Genomic DNA, 19,510 nt, shown 5'->3' with positions numbered 1-19,510 from the left:
GGTCCCTTTCCCAGGTCCCTTTCCCACCGGGGCGGTTCCGCCCCGGATCTGTGCTGGACGCCAGAGTGTCACTCATCGTCCCGATGTTTCCGCCGTTCCCCCACGATATGCATATATCTGTCGCCCAAAGCGGTGAACCGTCCCGCGCGAGAGTGTGCGCGGACAGCAGACTGGGAGGAGCTGTACGGGTGGAAGGAGGCGGTGTGCGGCACGGTCCCGCGGTACGCCGGCGCAAGCTCGGCGAGGAACTGCGCGCGCTGCGCGACCGGTCCGGACTCACCAGTGGTGAGGCGGCCCGGGCCGTGGGGTGGCACCAATCGAAAATCAGCCGTATCGAGACGGGGCGCAGCGGTGTCAGGCCGGACGACATCCGCCTCCTCCTCGACGCCTACGGGGAGGTCGTGAGCGCCCGTCACCGGGCGCTGCTGGAGGCCCTGGCCGTCTCGGCCGCCGGGCCCGGACCGGGCGGCGACGACGCCGGGCGGGTCCGCCACTGGTGGCACGACTACCGGGTTCTGCTGCCGCGGGAGTACCGGGACTTCATCAGCCTGGAGGCAGGCGCCCGGTCGGCCCGTACCGTCGAACTGTCGGTGGTGCCGGGCCTGTTGCAGACCGCCGGATACGCGCGGGCCGTGACCAGGTCCGCACTGGGCGGGGCGTCCGGACCGCAGGTGGACGCGCTGGTCGACGTGCGGCTGGCCCGGCAGGCGGTGCTGCGGGCCGATCCGCCGCTGGAGCTGAGCGCAGTGGTGGACGAGGCGGCGCTGCGGCGGGAGGTCGGCGGACCCGGGGTGATGGCGGAGCAGTTGCGGCACCTGGTGGAGGTGGCGCGGCTGCCTCGGGTGAGGTTGCAGGTGCTGCCGTTCAGCGCAGGAGGACATCCCGGCCTTACCGGGCCTTTCGTGATCTTCTCCTTTCCGGACATCGCCGATCTGGACGTGGTGGTGCTCGACCATCTGACGAGTAGCCTCCACCTGGAGCGGAAGGAAGACGTCGAGGCGTACAGCGCCGTGTTCCGCACCATCCAGGCGCACGCCCTCCCGCCCCAGGACTCGTCGGACCTCATCGGCTCACTCGCTGACGACGCGTAAGAAGGAGGCACCCCCGTGCCCACACCCCCCTCGTCCGTCCCTCCGTCCCCGCCGTCGGTCCCGTCCGCGAGCGGGCTGCCGGACGGTACGCGGTGGCGGCGGAGCAGCCGCAGCACCGGGATGAACAACTGTGTGGAGGCGGCCGTCCTCGGCGGCGGCCTCCTGGCCGTCCGCGACTCCAAGCGGGCGGACGGCCCGGCCGTGCTCCTCGCCGCGCCCGCCTGGGACGGTTTCCTCGCCCGCCTCCGGACGGAACCGCTCCGGTAGCCGGGCCGGGCAGGCGGCGGGCCCGGGGCGGCCGGGCCTACCGGTCGGTGGCTCCGGCCGGGGCGGTGGACAGGATCGTCGCCACGGCCCGGCCGATCTCCTCCCCCGTGAGATCGGCGCGGGCCGTCAGCCGCAGCCGGGATATGCCGTCCGGCACCGACGGCGGCCGGAAGCACCCCACGGACAGGCCCGCCTCGCGGCAGTCGGCGGCCCAGCGCAGGGCCGCCGCCGCCGAGGGGGCCCGTACCGAGACCACGGCCGCGTCCGGCCGGGCCGCGGTCAGGCCCGACGCGGTGAGCTGCCCGTACAGCCGGCCGGCCACCTCCCGGGCGTGGCCGGCCCGTTCCGGTTCCCGCTGGAGCAGCCGCAGGCTCGCCAGCGCGGCGCCGGTGGCGGCCGGGGCGAGCCCGGTGTCGAAGATGAAGGTCCGGGCGGTGTTGACCAGGTGCCGGATCACCCGGGCCGGGCCGAGCACCGCGCCGCCCTGGCTGCCCAGGGACTTGGAGAGGGTCAGGGTGGCGACCACGTCGGGCGCGCCCGCGAGCCCGGCGGCGTGCGCCGCGCCCCGGCCGCCCTCGCCCAGGACGCCGAGCCCGTGGGCGTCGTCGACGACCAGGGCCGCGCCCGCGTCCCGGCAGGCGGCGGCGTATCCGGCGAGCGGGGCGGCGTCCCCGTCCACGGAGAAGACCGAGTCGCTGACCAGCAGCGCCCGTCCCCGGTGGGCGGCGAGCGTCTTGTGCGCGGCGTCCGGGTCGGAGTGCGGGATCACGGCGGTGGCGGCGCGCGAGAGGCGGCAGCCGTCGACGATCGAGGCGTGGTTCCCGGCGTCGGAGACGACCAGCGTGCCCCGGTCGCTGAGCGCGGTGACGGCGGCGAGGTTGGCCGCGTACCCGGACGAGAGCACCAGCGCGGCCTCGAAACCGCAGAAGGAGGCCAGTTCCCGCTCCAGTTCCGCATGAAGCTCGGTCGAGCCCGTGACCAGACGGGAACCGGTGGCTCCGGCACCCCACCGCCCGGCCGCCTCCTGGGCACCCCGGACGGTCTCGGGGTGTCGGGACAGACCGAGGTAGTCGTTGCTCGCGAGCTCCAGGAGCGGTGAGGAGGCCGCCCGGGGGCGCAGGGTCCGGACGAGTCCGGCCTGTTCACGGGCGTTCTGCGCCTCCTCGATCCAGGCGAAGGCGGCCACGGGCTCGGGGGGGTGCTCAGGCATCGTCGGGTCCTCGATCTTCTGTCGGCAGTCCACAGACCTGCCCGACCCTAACCGCCGTGCCTTGAGCGCCAGGTGTGGCGATACACACACTGCCGTCCCGTCATGTTGTGCGATCTCTCCTTGGCCGGGGACGGTCGTGTGGTCCAGGATCGGGCCCATGGACCTGCTGAACACGCTGGTGGAAAAGGGGCTGCGGCGCGAGCTGCCGAGCCGCGAAGAGGCGCTCGCCGTACTGGCGACCTCCGACGACGAACTGCTCGACGTGGTGGCCGCGGCCGGCAAGGTGCGGCGCCAGTGGTTCGGGCGCCGGGTCAAGTTGAACTACCTGGTCAACCTGAAGTCGGGCCTGTGCCCGGAGGACTGCTCGTACTGCTCGCAGCGGCTGGGCTCGAAGGCCGAGATCCTCAAGTACACCTGGCTGAAGCCGCAAGAGGCGTCCCAGGCCGCGGCGGCCGGGGTCGCGGGCGGCGCCAAGCGGGTCTGCCTGGTGGCGAGCGGTCGCGGGCCGACCGACCGGGACGTGGAGCGGGTCGGGAAGACGATCGCGGCGATCAAGGAGCAGAACGAGGGCGTCGAGGTCTGCGCGTGCCTGGGCCTGCTCTCGGACGGCCAGGCGGAGCGTCTCAAGGACGCCGGGGCCGATGCCTACAACCACAACCTCAACACCTCCGAGGCGACGTACGGTCAGATCACCAGGACCCACACGTACGCGGACCGGGTGGACACGGTGCGGAAGGCGCACGCCGCCGGCCTGTCCGCCTGTTCCGGTCTGATCGCGGGCATGGGCGAGAGCGACGAGGACCTGGTCGACGTCGTCTACTCGCTGCGCGAGCTGGACCCGGACTCGGTGCCGGTCAACTTCCTGATCCCCTTCGAGGGCACCCCGCTCGCCAAGGAGTGGAACCTCACGCCGCAGCGGGCGCTGCGCGTCCTCGCGATGGTGCGCTTCGTCTGCCCGGACGTCGAGGTCCGGCTCGCGGGCGGGCGCGAGGTCCATCTGCGCACGTTGCAGCCGCTCGCCCTGCACCTGGTCAACTCCATCTTCCTGGGCGACTACCTGACCAGTGAGGGCCAGGCCGGGCAGGCCGACCTCGACATGATCGCGGATGCCGGTTTCGAGGTGGAGGGTGCCGGTACGTCGACCCTTCCCGCGCACCGTTCCGACGTGGCGGCCTCGGCCGTCGCCGCCGCGGCCGGGCGCGCGGGCGGGATGTGCGGGTCCGCCGGTGCGGAGGCCGGGTGCGGCTCGGCGTGCGGCGGGTGCGCGGGGCACGCCCCGCAGGCCGGGGCCGCCGCGCCCGGAGCCGTCCCCGGAGCCGTTCCCGGAGCCGTTCCCGCGCAGGCGGGCGCGGGCGAGGTACGGCCCGGCCTGGTGGCCGTGCGCCGCCGTGGCGCGGGGACGGATCTCGCTCCCAATGCCTGATCAGCTCCACACGCTCGAACCGCCGCCGCCGGTCCGGCTCCGGCCGGCCGGGCCGCCTCCGGCCGCCGCGGAGCGACTGACCGCGGCGGAGCTGCTGGCGCTGGACCGGCAGCACGTCTGGCACCCGTACGGTCCGATGCCCGGACGTCAGGAGCCGCTGGTCGTCGCCTCCGCCTCGGGGGTGCGGCTGCGGCTGGCCGCCCCCGCCCAGGGGCAAATCGAACTGGTGGACGGCATGTCCTCCTGGTGGTCGGCGATCCACGGCTACAACCACCCGGTGCTGAACGAGGCGGCCACCGCGCAGCTCGGCCGGATGTCCCACGTGATGTTCGGCGGGCTCACCCACGAACCCGCCGTCCGGCTGGCCGCGAAGCTCGTCGAGATCACCCCGGCCGGTCTGGAACACGTCTTCCTCTGCGACTCGGGCTCGGTCTCCGTCGAGGTCGCGGTCAAGATGTGCCTCCAGTACTGGCGTTCGGTCGGGCGGCCGGGCAAGACCCGGCTGCTGACCTGGCGCGGCGGCTATCACGGCGACACCTGGCAGCCCATGGCCGTCTGCGACCCCGAGGGCGGCATGCACGAGCTGTGGTCGGGGGTGCTGCCGCGCCAGGTCTTCGCGGACGCCCCGCCCGGCGGCTTCGACACGCCCGTGGACCCGGCGTACGCGGACCACCTGCGCGCCCTGGTCGCCGCGCACGCGGACGAGCTGGCCGCGGTGATCGTGGAGCCGGTGGTCCAGGGCGCGGGCGGCATGCGCTTCCACCACCCGGGCCACCTGCGGGTGCTGCGCGACCTGTGCGACGAGTACGGGGTCCTCCTGGTCCTGGACGAGATCGCGACGGGTTTCGGCCGGACGGGCGCCCTCTTCGCGGCGGACCACGCCGGGATCACCCCGGACGTGATGTGCCTGGGCAAGGCGCTGACCGGCGGTTACCTCACGCTCGCGGCGACCTTGTGCACCGGGCGGGTGGCCGGGGGGATCTCCCGGGGCGAGGTGCCGGTGCTCGCGCACGGGCCGACCTTCATGGGCAACCCGCTCGCCACGGCCGTGGCGCTGGCCTCGGTCGAGCTGCTGCTCGGCCAGGACTGGGAGCGCGAGGTCGCCCGGATCGAGGCGGGGCTGCGTGCGGGCCTGGCACCGGCGGCGGCCCTCCCCGGGGTCCGGGACGTCCGTGTCCTGGGCGCGATCGGGGTGGTCCAGCTCGACCACGAGGTCGACGTGGCGGCGGCCACCCGGGCGGCGGTCCGCGAGGGCGTGTGGCTGCGGCCGTTCCGGGACCTGATCTACACGATGCCGCCGTTCGTCGCGGACGACGCGGACATCGCCCGCATCTGCCGCGCGGTGTGCGCGGCGGCGCGGGAGAGCCGGGGCGTGCGATGACGGTCCTGATGGTGTCCGGCACGGGCACGGAGATCGGCAAGACGGTGGTCACGGCGGCGATCGCGGCAGCCGCGTCGGCCGCGGGCCGCTCGGTGGCGGTGCTCAAACCCGCCCAGACGGGTGTGGGCCCGGGGGAGCCCGGGGACGCCGCCGAGGTGCGGCGGCTGGCCGGGCGGGCGGTGACGGCGGTGGAGCTGGTCCGCTACCCGGAGCCGCTGGCCCCGGACACGGCGGCCCGCCGGGCCGGTCTGGCCACCGTGGCGCCGGCCGGGATCGCGGAGGCGGCCACCCGGCTCGCCGCCGGGCACGACCTGGTCCTGGTGGAGGGCGCGGGCGGGCTGCTGGTCCGCTTCGACGAGGCCGGCCACACCCTCGCGGACGCGGCCCGGCTGCTCGGGGCCCCGGTCCTGCTGGTGGCCCCGGCGGGTCTCGGCACCCTCAACTCCACCGCGCTGACGGCGGAGGCCCTGCGGGCCCGGGGGCTGGCCGGGCTGGGTGTCGTGGTGGGGAGCTGGCCGTCCGACCCGGACCTGGCCTCCCGCTGCAACCTGGCCGACCTCCCGGAGGTCTCGGGCCTCCCGCTGCTGGGCGCGGTCCCGGCGGGGGCGGGGACCTTGTCCCCGGCGGACTTCCGCGCCGCGGCCCCTTCCTGGCTGGCCCCGCCCCTGTCGGGCACCTGGTCGGCCCGGTCCTTCCTCTCCGCCTGGCCCGCCTGACGCACCCGGGGCGGGGCGGGGACGCGTCGGGGGGGCGGGCCGGGCGGAGGCGGGCCGGGCCGGGGCGCGTCGGGGGCGGGGCCGGGCGGAGTGCGCCCGCGCGGTGCACCCGTGGATGAGGCCGTGCGGCGAGGGGCACCCTGGAGGTACGGGTACATCCGCCCCCGGAGGTCCGCCATGCCCCTGCGCCGCCTTCACCCCCCGCATCAGACGTCGCCCCGCGACCCCGTCCACCATCCCCTCTTCGCCCGGTTCTACGCCCGCGCGAGCACCACCGCCGAGACCCGCGCCGGCCTCGCCCCCCTCCGCCGTGAGCTGCTGCACGGGGTCTCCGGCCGGGTCATCGAGATCGGCGCCGGCAACGGCATGAACTTCGCCCACTACCCCCGGGCCGTCTGCGAGGTGGTCGCCGTCGAACCGGAGCAGGTCCTGCGCCGCCTCGCCTACGCCGCAGCCCAGCGCGCCGAGGTTCCCGTGGACCTCGTACCGGCCGCCGCGGAGGCCCTTCCGGTCAAGAGCGAGGCGTTCGACGTCGCCGTCACCTCCCTGGTGCTGTGCACCGTACGGGACCTGCCCCGCTCCCTCGCCGAGCTGCACCGGGTGCTGCGGCCCGACGCCGAGCTGCGTTTCCTTGAGCACGGCCTCGCGCCCGGCCCCGGGATGGCGGCCGTGCAGCGGGCCCTGGACCGGACCGTGTGGCCCCGCCTCTTCGGCGGCTGCCACACCTCCCGCGACCCGCTGGCCTCGATCGAGGCCGCCGGTTTCCGGATCGTCTCGCAGCGCAGCTTCCGGCTGCCCGAACGCGGCCCGGCGCTGCCCACCTCGTACTGCGTGATCGGAGCGGCCCGCCGCTCCGCCGGGTGAACGGGCGGGCCCCGGCTCCGGCCCTCTCGTCCGCGCCCGCCGGACGGGCCGGGACGCCGAGGAGCCGGGACACCGAAGAGCCGGCAGCCCGGCCCGTCAGGCCTGTCCGAGGGGCTTCACCCAGCGCCGCCACTGGTCCTGGCGGTGGTAACCGGCCTCGGCCCACACCCGGTGCGCCCGTTCGTTCGTCTCCAGCACCATCGCGTCGGCACGCCGGCCGCCCAGCTCCGCGAAGCGCCGTTCGACCGCCTCCAGCAGCGCGGTGGCGATCCCCTGCCGCCGGTGGGAGGGCAGGACGGCCAGCCGGTACAGGGCGCAGCGCCAGCCGTCGTGACCGGCGATCACGGAGCCCACGAGGAGTCCGTCGGACTCCGCGAGGATCAGGGCGTCGGGATCACGGCCGATGAGCCGGGACACACCGTCCACGTCGTCCGTGACGGACGTGCCCTCCGCGGCTTCCTTCCAGAAGCCGAGCACGTTCTCCGCGTCGGCCGGGACGGCGGTCCGTATCCGGATCAGGTTCATGATCGGCAGCCAAGCACGCGGTCCGGGCCGTACGCCACCGACTTCCGCCTGTGGTCCGGCGGGGCCCCGGCACGGCGACGTCCTGCCGGTGCCGGTGTTGGTACCGGGGCGGGGCGGGGCGGGGCGGGCATTCCCCGTACCTGTCGGTCCTCTCGGTCCTCTCGGTCCTCTCGGTCCTGTCGTCCGGAGCCAGATCCGTCACATGAATGATCCGTCCGGTTTGCCCGTCCTTTACGATGTGGGGACCCGTTTTCCTCTCAGTGAAAGGTGTGAGCGTCCGCCCATGGGCGAGCCTCCCAGTACCCGACATCGCGCGATACCCCTCCTCCTGGCCGATCATGGGACGGAGGTGAACGGCCGATGACCGAAGTGCTCCTGCTCGTCCTGGCGCTGCTGCTCTGTCTTGCCTGCGGAGTCTTCGTCGCGGCCGAGTTCTCACTCACCACCATCGAGCGCGGCGAGCTCGAACGAGCCGTGGAGCGCGGCGAGCGCGGGGCCGACAGTGCCCTGACCGCCGTCCGCAGCCTCACCTTCCAGCTCTCCGGCGCCCAGCTCGGCATCACCGTGACCGGCCTGGTCATCGGCATGATCTCCAAGCCCTCGATCTCCGCCCTGCTGAAGGGCCCGTTCGAGGCCATGGGGCTGCCCGCCGGGGCGGCCTCCTCCACCGCCCTGGTCCTCGGCACCTTCCTGTCGACCGTCGTCCTGATGGTCGTCGGCGAGCTGGTGCCCAAGAACTGGGCGATCTCCTCCCCGCTGACGGTCGCCAAGCGCGTGGCCACCATGCAGCGGGTCTTCAGCCGTGCCTTCAAGCCCCTGATCGGCCATCTGAACACCACCGCGAACCACATGGTCCGCAGGTTCGGCATGGAACCGGCCGAGGAGCTGGCCTCCGCCCGCACCCCGCAGGAGCTGGTGGCGCTGGCCCGGCACTCCGCGAAGGCGGGAGCGCTGGAGAAGGACACCGCCGAGCTGTTCGTGCGGACCTTGAACCTGGCCGACCTGACCGCGGAGAACGTGATGACCCCGCGCGTCCAGGTGACCGCCCTCGACGTGCAGACCACCGCCGAGGACGTGGCGAACGCGACCCTGGCCACCGGTCTCTCCCGCTTCCCGGTCTACCGCGGCAGCCTCGACACCGTCGTCGGCACCGTCCACATCAAGGACGTGCTGGCGCTGCCCGCCGAGGAGCGGTACCGCCATCCGGTGTCGCAGCTGCTGCGCGAGCCGCTCCTCGTACCGGAGTCGCTGACCGTGGACCGGCTGCTGGACCGGTTGTCCGGCCGGCAGACGATGGCCGTGGTCATCGACGAGTACGGCGGCACGGCCGGTGTGGCCACGCTGGAGGACATCGTCGAGGAGGTCGTCGGCGAGGTCCGTGACGAGCACGACCCGCACGAGACCCCGGACCTGGCCCCGGCCGGCACGGACGCCTCCGGGCGCCCGCTCTACTCCGCCGACGGCGCCGCGCGCACCGACCAGCTCCAGCGGATCGGGCTGCGCGTGCCGGAGGGTCCGTACGAGACCCTGGCCGGTCTGATAGCGACCGAGCTGGGCCGTATCCCGGCCGTCGGCGACAGTCTGGAACTCGGCGGCTGGCAGCTGGACGTGGTGGACGCCAGTGGGCGCCGGGCCGCGCGGGTGTTGCTGCACGTGCCGGACCCGCCGGCCGCAGGCCGTGACACGGAGGACGTCCGATGACCGCGATCCAGCTTCTGATCGGTCTGGCGACCCTGGTCGTCAACGCCTTCTTCGTCGGCGCGGAGTTCGCGCTGATCTCGGTCCGGCGCAGCCAGATCGAGCCGTATGCCGAACAGGGCGACCGGCGGGCCCGTGCCGTCCTGTGGGGCCTGGAGCACGTGTCGGCCATGATGGCGGCGGCCCAGCTGGGCATCACGCTGTGCACCCTGGTGCTGGGTGTGGTGGCCGAACCGGCCATCGAGCACCTGCTGACCCCGTTGTTCGACCTCCTCGGGGTACCGGTGGGGCTGACGCACGCGATCTCCTTCGTGGTGGCGCTGGCGCTGGCCACGTACCTGCACATGCTCTTCGGCGAGATGCTGCCGAAGAACGTGGCGCTGTCGGAGCCGGTGCGCACCGCGCTGCTGCTGGGTCCGCCGCTGGTGACCCTGACCCGGGCGCTGAGGCCGGTGATCTTCGCGATCAACGCCTTCGCCAACACCCTGCTGCGGCTGATGCGGGTGGAGGTGAAGGACGAGGTCGCGGCGACCTTCTCGGACGACGAGCTGGCCCGGATGGTCAAGGACTCCAGTGACGCGGGGCTCATCGACAAGCGGGCCAGGGAGCGGTTGCACGACGCCCTGGAGCTGGGCCGCAGGCCCGTCACCGATGTGGTGCTGTCCGCGGACCGGGTGGTTCCGGCCCGGGAGGGCATCACTCCGGCCGGGCTGGAGCGGCTCTCTGCGGAGTCCGGGTACTCCCGCTTCCCCGTGACGGACGCGCAGCGCAGGATTCTGGGCTACCTGCACGTCAAGGACGCCCTGGACGCGGACGCGACGGAGCGGAACGAGCCCTTCCCGGTGTCGGCGCTGCGGCCGATCGCCCAGGTGAGGGCGGACACGCCGCTGGACGACGTGCTGACCGCGATGCGGCGCAGCCGTACCCATCTGGCGGCGGTGCTCGGGGCGGACGGCGCCATGACGGGGCTGGTGACCATGGAGGACGTGCTGCGCGAGCTGTTCAGCAGGCCGGCTTCGGCCTGAGGGCCGTCCCCGGTGTGCGGTACTCCGGCCCTGCGGGGCCGGAGTACCGCGCGGTAGCATCGCTCCGCCATGGAGATGAATGTGTCTTACACCAGTTTTGTCGCGGTCGGTGACTCCTTCACCGAGGGCATGTCCGACCTGCTCCCGGACGGCTCCTACCGGGGCTGGGCCGATCTGCTGGCGGCCCGCCTGGCGGCGCGCGAGCCCGGTTTCCGGTACGCGAACCTCGCGGTGCGCGGCAAGCTGATCGGGCAGATCGCCGAGGAGCAGGCCCCTGCCGCGGCCTCGATGGGCGCCGATGTGGTGACCCTGGTGGGCGGGCTGAACGACGCCTTGCGGCCCAAGGTGGACATGGGCCGGGTGCGCGGACACCTGGAGCGGGCGGTGGGCCTGCTGGCCCCCTCCTGCGGGCGCCTCGTCCTGATGCGCTCGCCGGGGCGCGACGGGCCGGTGATGGAACGCTTCCGGCCCCGCATGGAGGAACTCTTCGCCATCGTCGAGGAGCTCGCCGCCCGGCACGGAGCCTTGGTGGTGGACCTGTACGGGGCTCCCGTCCTGGGCGATCCCCGGATGTGGGACGCCGACCGGCTGCACCTGACGGCCGAGGGTCACCGCAGGGTGGCGGAGGCCGTCTGGCAGGTGCTGGGCCTGCCCGCCGAGGAGGACTGGCGCGGCGGGCTCCCGGCCGCGGTGCCTCCGGGCTGGAGGGTGCGCCGGAGCCAGGACCTGAGCTTCGCCGGGCAGCATCTGCTCCCCTGGGTGGGCCGCCGCCTGACGGGCCGCTCCTCCGGGGACGGCCGCCCGGCCAAGCGCCCGGAGCTGCTGCCGTACCGGAACCCGGCGGACGAGCGCCTTCCGTAGGCCGCAGAACGGACCGTCCGGCTCACTCCGCCTCGCCTCGTAGCAACCCACAATCGGAGGCGGGTCACCTACCTGCGCAAACGCACAGCGGCGGCCCAAGTAGAATCCCTCCACGTGACAGCCAAGCCCCGCATCCCCAATGTCCTGGCCGGCCGCTACGCCTCCGCGGAGCTCGCCGTCCTGTGGTCCCCCGAGTACAAGGTGACGCTGGAGCGGCGGCTGTGGCTCGCCGTGCTGCGCGCCCAGAAGGACCTCGGTATCGAGGTCCCGGACGCGGCCCTCGCCGACTACGAGCGCGTCCTGGAGACGGTGGACCTCGCCTCCATCGCCGAACGCGAGAAGGTCACCCGGCACGACGTGAAGGCCCGGATCGAGGAGTTCAACGCCCTCGCCGGTCACGAGCACGTCCACAAGGGCATGACCTCCCGCGACCTGACCGAGAACGTCGAGCAGCTCCAGATCCGGCTCTCGCTGGAGCTGGCCCGGGACCGGACCGTCGCCGTCCTCGCCCGGCTCGGCACGCTGGCCGGTGAGCACGCCGAGCTGGTCATGGCCGGCCGTTCCCACAACGTGGCCGCGCAGGCGACCACCCTGGGCAAGCGTTTCGCCACCGCGGCCGACGAGCTGCTGGTCGCCTACGCCCGCCTGGAGGACCTGCTGGGCCGCTATCCGCTGCGCGGGATCAAGGGCCCGGTCGGCACCGCCCAGGACATGCTCGACCTGCTGGGCGGCGATGCCGCCAAGCTCGCCGACCTGGAGCAGCGCATCGCCACCCACCTCGGCTTCGCCCAGGCTTTCACCTCGGTCGGCCAGGTCTACCCGCGCTCGCTCGACTACGACGTGGTCACCGCCCTGGTGCAGCTGGCCGCCGCCCCGTCGTCGATCGCCAAGACGATCCGGCTGATGGCCGGCCACGAGCTGGTCACCGAGGGCTTCAAGCCGGGCCAGGTCGGCTCGTCCGCGATGCCGCACAAGATGAACACCCGCTCCTGCGAGCGTGTGAACGGCCTGATGGTCATCCTGCGCGGCTACGCCTCGATGACCGGCGAGCTGGCCGGTGACCAGTGGAACGAGGGCGACGTCTCCTGTTCCGTGGTCCGCCGGGTGGCCCTGCCGGACGCCTTCTTCGCCTTCGACGGCCTGCTGGAGACCTTCCTGACGGTTCTCGACGAGTTCGGCGCCTTCCCTGCCGTCGTGGCCCGTGAGCTGGACCGCTACCTCCCCTTCCTCGCGACCACCAAGGTCCTGATGGGCGCGGTACGGGCCGGAGTGGGCCGCGAGGCCGCCCACGAGGTCATCAAGGAGCACGCGGTGGCTTCCGCGCTCGCCATGCGCGAGCAGGGCGCCGAGCGCAACGAGCTGTTGGAGAAGCTGGCCGCCGACGAGCGGATGCCGCTGGACCGGGCCCAGCTCGACGCCCTGATGGCCGACAAGCTGTCCTTCACCGGTGCGGCGGGTGACCAGGTCGCGGCGGTGGTCTCCCGCATCGAGGCCATCGCCAAGCAGCACCCGGAGGCCGCCGGGTACGCGCCGGGTTCCATTCTCTGACCCCTGAGGGGCCGACGCCGCCCGTGACCGCCTCCTCCCGGACGTGGTCACGGGCGGTCTGCGTGTGCGGTGCGGCACGATCGATCCAGACATCCTCTCCCCCTACGATTGTCCACCTCTGCGGTCCGCTGCTGTCACGCGGCCCGGCGGCGCATCGCGAACCAGCCTGCGATCAGTGCCGCGAGTGACCACAGTGCGGCCACCCCCAGCCCGGTCCAGGGGCCCAGGGCCCCCTGCGCCTCCAGGCGCATCACCATCTGTCCCGCCCGGTCGGGCAGGAACTGCCCGGCGCCTCCGACGACCTGACCGACCACGAAAGGCACGATCAGGATGAAGGGGATGAGCAGGCTCATCACCAGGGTGCCGCTGCGTACCACCGCGGTCAGACCGGCCGCGAGCAGTGCGATCAGCATCAGATGGACGCCGCTGCCGAAGACCGCCCTCAGCGAGCCCCGGTCGCCCAGGCCGAGGGCGTGCTCGCCCATGAACGCCTGCCCTGCCACGAAGGTGACGAGACCCGTGACCTGCCCGACGAGGAAGGAAAGTCCGGCCACCACAGCGACCTTCGAGAGGTAGAACCGGGTGCGGTTCGGGACAGCGGTGAGCGACACCCGCAACGCTCCGTCACGGAACTCCCCGGCCAAGGCGGTGGCGCCGAAGGCGATGGCCGCTATCTGGCCGAAGTTGACTCCGTAGAAGGCGGTGAGCAGCGGGTCCTCACCCATCGCACCCTCCGTCGCCGCGCCGATCGTGGCGGCGGTGAGCACGGTCGTGCCCACGGTGACGACGAAGACGGCGACGAGCGAGCCGAGCAACGACCGGTTGGACCGTATCTTGATCCATTCCGAGTGCAGGACGGGGACGGTGGGCAGGGCTCCGGTGGGCAGGGCTCCGGTGGTCATGAGGGGTCTCCATTCGGGCCGGGTGGCAGGTACAGGAGTCGGAGTCGGGCAAAGAGCGGAGGAAGACGGGGCGCGGTCAGGCCACGGACGAGAACGGGGAGCGCTCGGCGGTGAGGTCGAGGTACGCCTGTTCCAGCGAGACCCGGTCGTCGGACAGTTCGAGCATCGGGATGCCCTCGCGTGCGGCAAGGGTTCCGATCGCCGCGGCCGGTATGCCGTCGACGGTCCAACGCCCTTCTTCGGCTGCGACCAGGCGGAACCCCTCCCTGTCGAGGACAGCTCTCAGACATTCCGGATCGGATGTCCGCAACCGCGCTCTCGGGGCACTGCGGGCGTCGATGAACTCCGTCATCGAGGTGTCGGCGAGCAGCCGGCCCTGGCCGAGTACCACCAGATGGTCGACGAACGAGGCGTTCTCGGCCATCAGGTGGCTGGAGACGAGGACGGTGCGCCCTTCTGCGGCGAGACCGCGCATCAGCTCACGTATCCAGATGATGCCCTCGGGATCGAGACCGTTGGTCGGCTCGTCCAGGAGGAGCACCCCTGGGTCGCCCAGCAGCGCCGCGGCCATGCCCAGGCGCTGGCGCATCCCCAGGGAGAAGGTTGCGATCCGCCGCCGGGCCACCGAGGCGAGGCCGGCCTGCTCCAGGACCGTTTCCACCCGGGCCGCCGGAATGCTGTTGCTGACGGCGAGCGCGAGGAGATGGTCCCGGGCCGTGCGCCCGCTGTGAGCCGCCTGGGGGTCGAGCAGGGCTCCCACTTCCCGGAGCGGGTCCTGGAACTCGGTGAAACGGCGTCCACCGATGGTGGCTGTGCCTGAGGTGGGGCGGTCGAGACCCAGCAGCAGCCGCATGGTCGTGGACTTTCCCGCGCCGTTGGGCCCCAGGAAACCGGTCACCCGGCCGGGCAGGACATCGAAGGTGAGGTGGTCCACGACACGATCGGTGCCGTAGTCCTTGGTCAGTTCGCGGATCTCGATGCGGTTCATGACCCCAGATTCGCCGCCCGGCCCTCCTCCTACCTCCCCCGTACGGGGGTGGCGTCTCCCCCACGTGGGGGAGACGCTCGTGACCAGGGCACTGTCACGATGAAGGCATGTACCGACTGCTCCGCGCCCCGTTCCGACCAGTGACGTACTCGCGCTGGTTGCACCTGTGCGTCCCCCTGCTTCTGCCGGCCGTCTGGATGTTCGTGAAGCCCTCCTGGCCGTGGGCACCGTTACTGATCGTCATACCGTTCGCGTTCCTGCCCTGGGTACGGCTGTCCGAAGTCCTTCAGGCGCAGTTCCTGCTGACCCCGGACGATGACGGCTCCGGCGGCCGGAGCATCACCGCTACGCGGTCGGCGCGCTGGGGCGACCGGTGGCGGACGTTGCTGTGGCTGGAGATACGGCTGGTCGTCGCGGGCATGGCGATGTTCGCGACCGTGTGGCTGCCGGTGACGGCCCTGGAGCTGATCGCGATCGCGGTCGGGCACCCACTGACCGATGATCCAGCGGCGCTCTTCACCCCGCCCCGCTGGGCAGCGGCTCTGCTCGCACCGGTTCCGTTGGTCGTCCTGATCGTTGTCGTGGTCCTGCTCGGCAACGCGATCACCACGATCGCCCGGCGGCTGCTGGGGCCCTCCGCGGCCGAGAGGCTCACCGTGTTGGAGGCCCGTACCGAGCAACTGCTGGAGCGGGCACGGATCGCACGGGAGCTTCACGATTCCATCGGACACGCGCTGACGGTGGCAGTCGTGCAGGCGGGGGCGGCGCGGGCGGCGGCCGATCCCGACTTCACCGATCGGGCGCTGATCGCCATCGAAGAGACCGGACGCGCCGCACTGGAGGACCTGGAACGTGTCCTGCTGGTCCTGCGGGAGTCCGCACAGCCGCCCTCCCAGCGGCCGACCCTGGTGAAGGCGGAGCGGCTGCTGGAGTCGGCCCGGGCCTCCGGGGCCGCGGTGGACGCCCGGCTGACCGGTCCGCTGGAGAACCTGCCGGGGCCGGTCACCCGGGAGGGGTACCGGATTCTGCAGGAGGCACTCACCAATGTGCTGCGGCACTGCGGTCCCGTACCGGTGCGGGTACGGGTGGAGATGACCGGGACCCGGCTGGACCTGGAGGTGACGAACCCGCTGCCCGACCGCCCGACCGTCACGACGGGCGGTGGAAACGGGCTACGGGGGATACGGGAACGGGCCCAGCTCCTCGGCGGGGAGGCGACGACCGGGCCGTACGCGGGTGGCTGGAGAGTGCGCGCCCGGCTCCCGCTGGACCGAATACGCTGACCGGATGCCGGTCACCGTCCTGCTCGTCGACGACGAGCCCCTGGTACGCGCGGGTCTGCGTGCCGTCCTGGAAGCCCAGCCCGACATCGAAGTGGTGGGTGAGGCGGCCGACGGGGCTTCGGTCGTCCCGCTCGTGAGACAACTGCGACCGGACGTCGTGGCGATGGATGTGCGGATGCCGCTCCTGGACGGGATCGAGGCGACCCGTGCGGTGCTGCGGACCGTGGACTCCCCGCCGAAGATCCTGGTCGTGACGACCTTCGAGAACGACGAGTACGTCTACCAGGCGCTGCGAGCCGGAGCCGACGGGTTCCTGCTGAAACGAGCCCGGCCGTCGGAGATCGTTCACGCCGTACGACTGGTCGCGGAGGGCGAGACGTTGCTCTTCCCCGCGGCGGTACGTGCGCTGGCCGCGGAGTACGGGAACCGGAAGGCACGGGCGGTACTGGAGCGGGCCGCACTGACCGAGCGGGAGGAGGCGGTCCTGCGACTCGTGGCACGGGGGCTGACCAATGTGGAGATCGCCTCCGAGTTGATCATTGGCGCAGAGACAGTTAAGTCGCACGTAAGTGCGATCCTGGCGAAACTTGGCGCACGGGACCGGACCCAGGCCGTGATCATGGCATACGAGTCGGGATTCGTCGCACCGGCTTGAGAAGACGGTCTTGTTCCGGTCAATGGGGGGCCACTTCTCGCCACCGCATCGGGCGGGCAGTACGATCCGGCTGACAGGCTCGCTAGCTGGGAGGACACACGTTGGGGCAGCTGACCGGCGGGGACCCCTCTCTGCTCCGGCGGATCAATTCCGCCGTCGTGCTACGGGCACTGCGTGCGGCCGGATCGCCGACCCTCACCGACCTCACCCGGGTGACCGGGCTCTCCCGGCCGACCGTCGAGGGGGTCGTGGAAGGGCTGATCGGTAGCGGGCTCGTCGTCGAGGCCGGAGTGGAAGAGGGCACGCGCCGACAGGGGCGGCCCGCGAGACGCTTCCGGTTCCGCGCCGAAGCCGGACACCTGCTCGGGATAGAGATCGGTTCGCGCCGGGTCGCGGTGCTGCTGTCGGGGCTGGACGGCCGGGTGATCGGCGCGGGCACCAAGGATGTCGCCGAGACGGCGTCCGCCGACGAGCGGCTGGAGAAGGTGCGGATGGCCGTCGCCGACCTGCTGCGCCGCGCCGGCATACCGCGGGACTCCCTGCGGGCGGTCGGGGTCGGCAGCCCCGGGATCGTGGAGGCGGACGGCACCGTCCGCCTGGGGACGGCTCTGCCCGGCTGGACGGGGCTGCCGCTCGGGGAGCGCCTGCAGCGCTCGTTCCGCTGCCCGGTGCAGGTGGAGAACGACGCCAACACGGCGGCGGTCGCCGAGCACTGGAAGGGGGCCGCGCAGAACACCGACGACATGGTGTTCGTGATGGCCGGACTCAGCCCCGGCGCCGGCTCGTTGATAGGCGGACGACTGCACCGGGGGTTCGGCGGGGCCGCCGGGGAGATCGGCGCACTGCATCTGCTGGGCCGCGAGGTCGCTCCGGAGAGTCTGCTGTCGACCACCGGAGAACCGCTGGACCCGCTGGACGAGTCGGCGGTGGCCGAGGTCTTCGCGATGGCCAAGCGGGGGGACGAGCGAGCGGTGGCCGCCGTGGAACGGTTCTTGCAGCGGCTGGTGCACGACGTGGCGGCGCTGGTCCTGGCGATGGACCCGGAGCTGGTCGTGGTCGGCGGCTGGGCGGCCGGCCTGGACGGTGTTCTCGGCCCTCTCCGCCAGGAGCTGGAACGTTACTGCTTGCGCCCGCCGAGGGTCGCCCTGTCCCTGCTGGGCGAGGCCGCGGTGGCCACGGGGGCACTTCGGCTCGCGCTGGACCACGTCGAGGAGGAACTCTTCGCGGTGGAGAAGACGGTCACGGCCCGCCGCCGCTGACCATGTCCGGGTCGACCGCCCCGGCCCACCCACACCCCCTGCCCCGCCCACCCCGCCGCCCCTCGCCTCGCGCGAACCCGGCCGGTGTCCATGTCGACGTCGGCCACCGCGCCCTGTGACGCCGGGGGTGCGTGTTGCGGGAAAGTCACAGGAGGGCCCGTGTGGCCCGAACGGGCCCGCGGCCTTCCCCCAGGGCCAGGACGCGCCTCGTCCGGGCCTCAGCGGGCGCCAGGCGGCGAGCGCACCCACCTCGGGGAAGCGGCCTGGAGGGCGGACGGGGAAGCCCAGGAGATCCCGAAGCGCCCGCCCTCGCCCCGCACCGGCCGACAGCCCGCATCTCGCCGCGAGCACGGGGCAGGGGCAGGCTCAGGGGCAGGGCGGAGCGCGGGGTTCGGGGCCACGGCGAGTGGCACAGCCGTCCGAGTGTCGCATCCGTCACAGAGGCATCAGCGGCGCACGAAATGCACCGGAAAGAACCTTTTATCCGGTGCCGGGTGACTTCACCCCCTGGCCGGAAATGTGGGCTGCGCGCGAGCGGTTCGCCGCAAGTGAGGTCATCGCGCGCCCCGGCCGGTCCAGGCGGCTCCGTCGCCCAGTCGCGCGGCTGTAACGCCGCGCCCACCGGGACGTCCCTGCGTGCGGCGGGAACCAGGCCGGGCAGGGCGACTTCACAGACCCCGGCCACAGCCACAGCCACAAGAGGGAGTCACCGCAGGGAGCATCGCCGGGCTCTGCGGAAGGGCCGCCCGGCGTGCGGAAGAGTGCGGGAGGTATCAGGAAGGGGCAGGAGGGGTCAGGAGGCGACGCGCGGCTCGTGGGTGATCTCGACGTCGCCCGAGTCGCCGAAGGTCAGGCGGCAGGTGTCGGCGCGGTAGGTGGCCACCGAGACCGCGGCCGTGCCCTTCGCCGTGAAGTAGCGGGTGGTGACCAGCAGGACCGGTGCGCCCGGCAGGCGGTCCAGCTCCCTGGCGTCGTCGGCGCGGGCGGAGCCCAGCTCCACCGAGCGGTCCTGGCCGTCGAGCACGAGCCGCTGGAGCTCACGCAGGACGGCGCGGGCGCGGGCGGGACCCGCCGGGGCCTCGATGGCGGGGAGGCCGGGCACGGAGGAGTCCGGCACGTACAGCAGCTCCGACGCGACGGCCTGGCCCTGTGTGACCCGGGTGCGACGCACCGTGTGGACCGGGCGTTCGGCGTCGAAGCCGGGCTCGGCGCCGAGGGACTTGAGCACGGCCGCAGGCGGCAGGGTCTCGGTGGCGTCCACCGGCTCCCAGCCGTCGCCGCCCTCCCCGGGCCAGCTGTGCTGCGTGCTGCCGACGGCGACGCCGACGCGCGGCGGGGCGACCGTGGTGCCGACACCGCGACGGCGCTGGAGGCGGCCTTCGAGCTCAAGCTGTTCCAGTGCCTGCCGCAGGGTCGCGCGGGCGACTCCGAAACGGGCGGCGAGCTCACGTTCGTTCGGCAGGACCTCACCTACGGCGAAGTCCTGGTCGAGCGCCTCACTGAGAACGGTCCTGAGGTGCCAGTACTTAGGCTCCTGTACCGATTCGAGCTGCATGGTCCCCACCCTGACTCCTCCTGCCAACGCTGCAATCGCCGTGTGTCAGCGGCAGTTCCGCGCCCTTGTTTATTAAAGGTTCCTGCACTATCCCTGCGACGATAGGACGGTGCACCCCCTTGGTCAAGACCAATCCTCGTACCTTTGGCGGGCAGATCGGGCATACGTATCAAGCCGTTCACGGGATGTTCGCGCGGGGCGACTCTGGCCGAAGGCTTGCCGTCAAGGTCTACCGCCGGGTAACGATGACGGCAGATGC

General features: G+C 72.6%; 18 protein-coding genes. 13 read left to right on the top strand and 5 right to left on the bottom strand.

The genetic code is table 11. The features are described from left to right. Window positions 1-203: 203 nt before the first annotated feature. Window positions 204-1,091, top strand: coding sequence for a helix-turn-helix domain-containing protein (locus ACIA5F_RS14375; protein ID WP_399352579.1), 888 nt, complete (start codon window positions 204-206; stop codon window positions 1,089-1,091). Between the two features lie 15 nt (window positions 1,092-1,106). Beyond that, window positions 1,107-1,358 carry a DUF397 domain-containing protein gene (locus ACIA5F_RS14370; RefSeq protein WP_399352577.1) on the top strand — a complete coding sequence of 84 codons (252 nt, stop codon included), beginning with the start codon at window positions 1,107-1,109 and terminating at the stop codon, window positions 1,356-1,358. A 37-nt stretch (window positions 1,359-1,395) separates the two neighbouring features. Here the strand turns inward: ACIA5F_RS14370 and ACIA5F_RS14365 are convergent, their stop codons facing one another. Next, window positions 1,396-2,568, bottom strand: a complete 1,173-nt coding sequence (locus ACIA5F_RS14365) for an 8-amino-7-oxononanoate synthase (protein WP_399352575.1) — start codon at window positions 2,566-2,568, stop codon at window positions 1,396-1,398. A gap of 157 nt (window positions 2,569-2,725) precedes the next feature. Between ACIA5F_RS14365 and bioB the strand changes: the two genes are divergently transcribed. From bioB to ACIA5F_RS14345, 4 genes are all read left to right on the top strand, one after another. Beyond that, window positions 2,726-3,991 carry a biotin synthase BioB gene (bioB, locus tag ACIA5F_RS14360; RefSeq protein WP_399352573.1) on the top strand — a complete coding sequence of 422 codons (1,266 nt, stop codon included), beginning with the start codon at window positions 2,726-2,728 and terminating at the stop codon, window positions 3,989-3,991. Beyond that, window positions 3,984-5,372 carry an adenosylmethionine--8-amino-7-oxononanoate transaminase gene (locus ACIA5F_RS14355; protein ID WP_399352571.1) on the top strand — a complete coding sequence of 463 codons (1,389 nt, stop codon included), beginning with the start codon at window positions 3,984-3,986 and terminating at the stop codon, window positions 5,370-5,372. Before bioB ends, ACIA5F_RS14355 begins: the two co-directional genes overlap by 8 nt. Further along, window positions 5,369-6,088, top strand: coding sequence for a dethiobiotin synthase (gene bioD, locus ACIA5F_RS14350; RefSeq protein WP_399352569.1), 720 nt, complete (start codon window positions 5,369-5,371; stop codon window positions 6,086-6,088). The genes ACIA5F_RS14355 and bioD overlap by 4 nt, the downstream gene beginning before the upstream one ends. A 177-nt stretch (window positions 6,089-6,265) precedes the next feature. Beyond that, complete coding sequence (locus ACIA5F_RS14345) at window positions 6,266-6,952, top strand: class I SAM-dependent methyltransferase (RefSeq protein WP_399352567.1); 687 nt, start codon at window positions 6,266-6,268, stop codon at window positions 6,950-6,952. A gap of 96 nt (window positions 6,953-7,048) precedes the next feature. Here the strand turns inward: ACIA5F_RS14345 and ACIA5F_RS14340 are convergent, their stop codons facing one another. Continuing rightward, window positions 7,049-7,477 carry a GNAT family N-acetyltransferase gene (locus tag ACIA5F_RS14340; protein WP_399352565.1) on the bottom strand — a complete coding sequence of 143 codons (429 nt, stop codon included), beginning with the start codon at window positions 7,475-7,477 and terminating at the stop codon, window positions 7,049-7,051. 360 nt (window positions 7,478-7,837) lie between these two features. Here ACIA5F_RS14340 and ACIA5F_RS14335 point away from each other — a divergent pair, with 360 nt between their 5' ends. The 4 genes from ACIA5F_RS14335 to purB all read left to right on the top strand — a co-directional run bounded on the left by ACIA5F_RS14335 (window position 7,838) and on the right by purB (window position 12,609). Further along, window positions 7,838-9,178 (top strand): hemolysin family protein, encoded by a 1,341-nt coding sequence (locus tag ACIA5F_RS14335; protein ID WP_399352563.1) that lies wholly within the window; start codon window positions 7,838-7,840, stop codon window positions 9,176-9,178. After that, a complete protein-coding gene (locus ACIA5F_RS14330; protein WP_399352561.1) occupies window positions 9,175-10,200 on the top strand; it encodes a hemolysin family protein in 1,026 nt (341 codons plus the stop codon). The genes ACIA5F_RS14335 and ACIA5F_RS14330 overlap by 4 nt, the downstream gene beginning before the upstream one ends. A gap of 69 nt (window positions 10,201-10,269) precedes the next feature. Further along, window positions 10,270-11,061: an SGNH/GDSL hydrolase family protein gene (locus ACIA5F_RS14325; RefSeq protein ID WP_399352559.1), complete on the top strand. Its 792-nt coding sequence runs from the start codon at window positions 10,270-10,272 to the stop codon at window positions 11,059-11,061. 114 nt (window positions 11,062-11,175) lie between these two features. Next, on the top strand, window positions 11,176-12,609 hold the full coding sequence (gene purB / locus ACIA5F_RS14320) for an adenylosuccinate lyase (protein WP_399352557.1): 1,434 nt from the start codon (window positions 11,176-11,178) through the stop codon (window positions 12,607-12,609). Window positions 12,610-12,743: 134 nt separating this feature from the next. On the opposite strand, the gene ACIA5F_RS14315 is transcribed toward purB, so the two are convergent. Next, window positions 12,744-13,511 carry an ABC transporter permease gene (locus ACIA5F_RS14315; RefSeq protein WP_399352556.1) on the bottom strand — a complete coding sequence of 256 codons (768 nt, stop codon included), beginning with the start codon at window positions 13,509-13,511 and terminating at the stop codon, window positions 12,744-12,746. Between the two features lie 76 nt (window positions 13,512-13,587). After that, entirely contained in the window at window positions 13,588-14,499 is a 912-nt protein-coding gene (locus tag ACIA5F_RS14310; protein ID WP_399352554.1) for an ATP-binding cassette domain-containing protein, read from the bottom strand. Window positions 14,500-14,606: 107 nt separating this feature from the next. On the opposite strand from ACIA5F_RS14310, the gene ACIA5F_RS14305 reads away from it, so the two are divergent. From ACIA5F_RS14305 to ACIA5F_RS14295, 3 genes are all read left to right on the top strand, one after another. Continuing rightward, window positions 14,607-15,782 carry a sensor histidine kinase gene (locus tag ACIA5F_RS14305; protein WP_399352552.1) on the top strand — a complete coding sequence of 392 codons (1,176 nt, stop codon included), beginning with the start codon at window positions 14,607-14,609 and terminating at the stop codon, window positions 15,780-15,782. Between the two features lie 4 nt (window positions 15,783-15,786). Further along, the gene (locus ACIA5F_RS14300; protein ID WP_399352550.1) at window positions 15,787-16,437 is read left to right on the top strand and encodes a response regulator; all 651 of its coding nucleotides are present in this window, start codon (window positions 15,787-15,789) and stop codon (window positions 16,435-16,437) included. A gap of 101 nt (window positions 16,438-16,538) precedes the next feature. Continuing rightward, window positions 16,539-17,696, top strand: a complete 1,158-nt coding sequence (locus ACIA5F_RS14295) for an ROK family transcriptional regulator (protein WP_399352548.1) — start codon at window positions 16,539-16,541, stop codon at window positions 17,694-17,696. Between the two features lie 793 nt (window positions 17,697-18,489). Here ACIA5F_RS14295 and ACIA5F_RS14290 read toward each other — a convergent pair. Continuing rightward, a complete protein-coding gene (locus tag ACIA5F_RS14290; RefSeq protein ID WP_399352546.1) occupies window positions 18,490-19,260 on the bottom strand; it encodes a GntR family transcriptional regulator in 771 nt (256 codons plus the stop codon). Between the last annotated feature and the right edge of the window lie 250 nt (window positions 19,261-19,510).

It is taken from the genome of Streptomyces sp. NPDC051567, from assembly GCF_044454165.1.
Lineage (GTDB): Bacteria > Actinomycetota > Actinomycetes > Streptomycetales > Streptomycetaceae > Streptomyces.
The sequence above is the reverse complement of the archived record's forward strand: the minus strand, read 5'-3'. Positions and strand labels throughout refer to the sequence as shown.

What these genes read in the sequence shown, in the direction of transcription:
- ACIA5F_RS14345 (WP_399352567.1), top strand. Translation starts at nt 6,266, where the DNA reads ATGCCCCTGCGCCGCCTTCACCCCCCGCATCAGACGTCGCCCCGCGAC.
- ACIA5F_RS14335 (WP_399352563.1), top strand. Translation starts at nt 7,838, where the DNA reads ATGACCGAAGTGCTCCTGCTCGTCCTGGCGCTGCTGCTCTGTCTTGCC.
- bioD (WP_399352569.1), top strand. Translation starts at nt 5,369, where the DNA reads ATGACGGTCCTGATGGTGTCCGGCACGGGCACGGAGATCGGCAAGACG.
- ACIA5F_RS14310 (WP_399352554.1), bottom strand. Translation starts at nt 14,499, where the DNA reads ATGAACCGCATCGAGATCCGCGAACTGACCAAGGACTACGGCACCGAT.
- ACIA5F_RS14365 (WP_399352575.1), bottom strand. Translation starts at nt 2,568, where the DNA reads ATGCCTGAGCACCCCCCCGAGCCCGTGGCCGCCTTCGCCTGGATCGAG.
- bioB (WP_399352573.1), top strand. Translation starts at nt 2,726, where the DNA reads ATGGACCTGCTGAACACGCTGGTGGAAAAGGGGCTGCGGCGCGAGCTG.
- ACIA5F_RS14330 (WP_399352561.1), top strand. Translation starts at nt 9,175, where the DNA reads ATGACCGCGATCCAGCTTCTGATCGGTCTGGCGACCCTGGTCGTCAAC.
- ACIA5F_RS14355 (WP_399352571.1), top strand. Translation starts at nt 3,984, where the DNA reads ATGCCTGATCAGCTCCACACGCTCGAACCGCCGCCGCCGGTCCGGCTC.
- ACIA5F_RS14315 (WP_399352556.1), bottom strand. Translation starts at nt 13,511, where the DNA reads ATGACCACCGGAGCCCTGCCCACCGGAGCCCTGCCCACCGTCCCCGTC.
- ACIA5F_RS14300 (WP_399352550.1), top strand. Translation starts at nt 15,787, where the DNA reads ATGCCGGTCACCGTCCTGCTCGTCGACGACGAGCCCCTGGTACGCGCG.
- ACIA5F_RS14340 (WP_399352565.1), bottom strand. Translation starts at nt 7,477, where the DNA reads ATGAACCTGATCCGGATACGGACCGCCGTCCCGGCCGACGCGGAGAAC.
- ACIA5F_RS14325 (WP_399352559.1), top strand. Translation starts at nt 10,270, where the DNA reads ATGGAGATGAATGTGTCTTACACCAGTTTTGTCGCGGTCGGTGACTCC.
- ACIA5F_RS14305 (WP_399352552.1), top strand. Translation starts at nt 14,607, where the DNA reads ATGTACCGACTGCTCCGCGCCCCGTTCCGACCAGTGACGTACTCGCGC.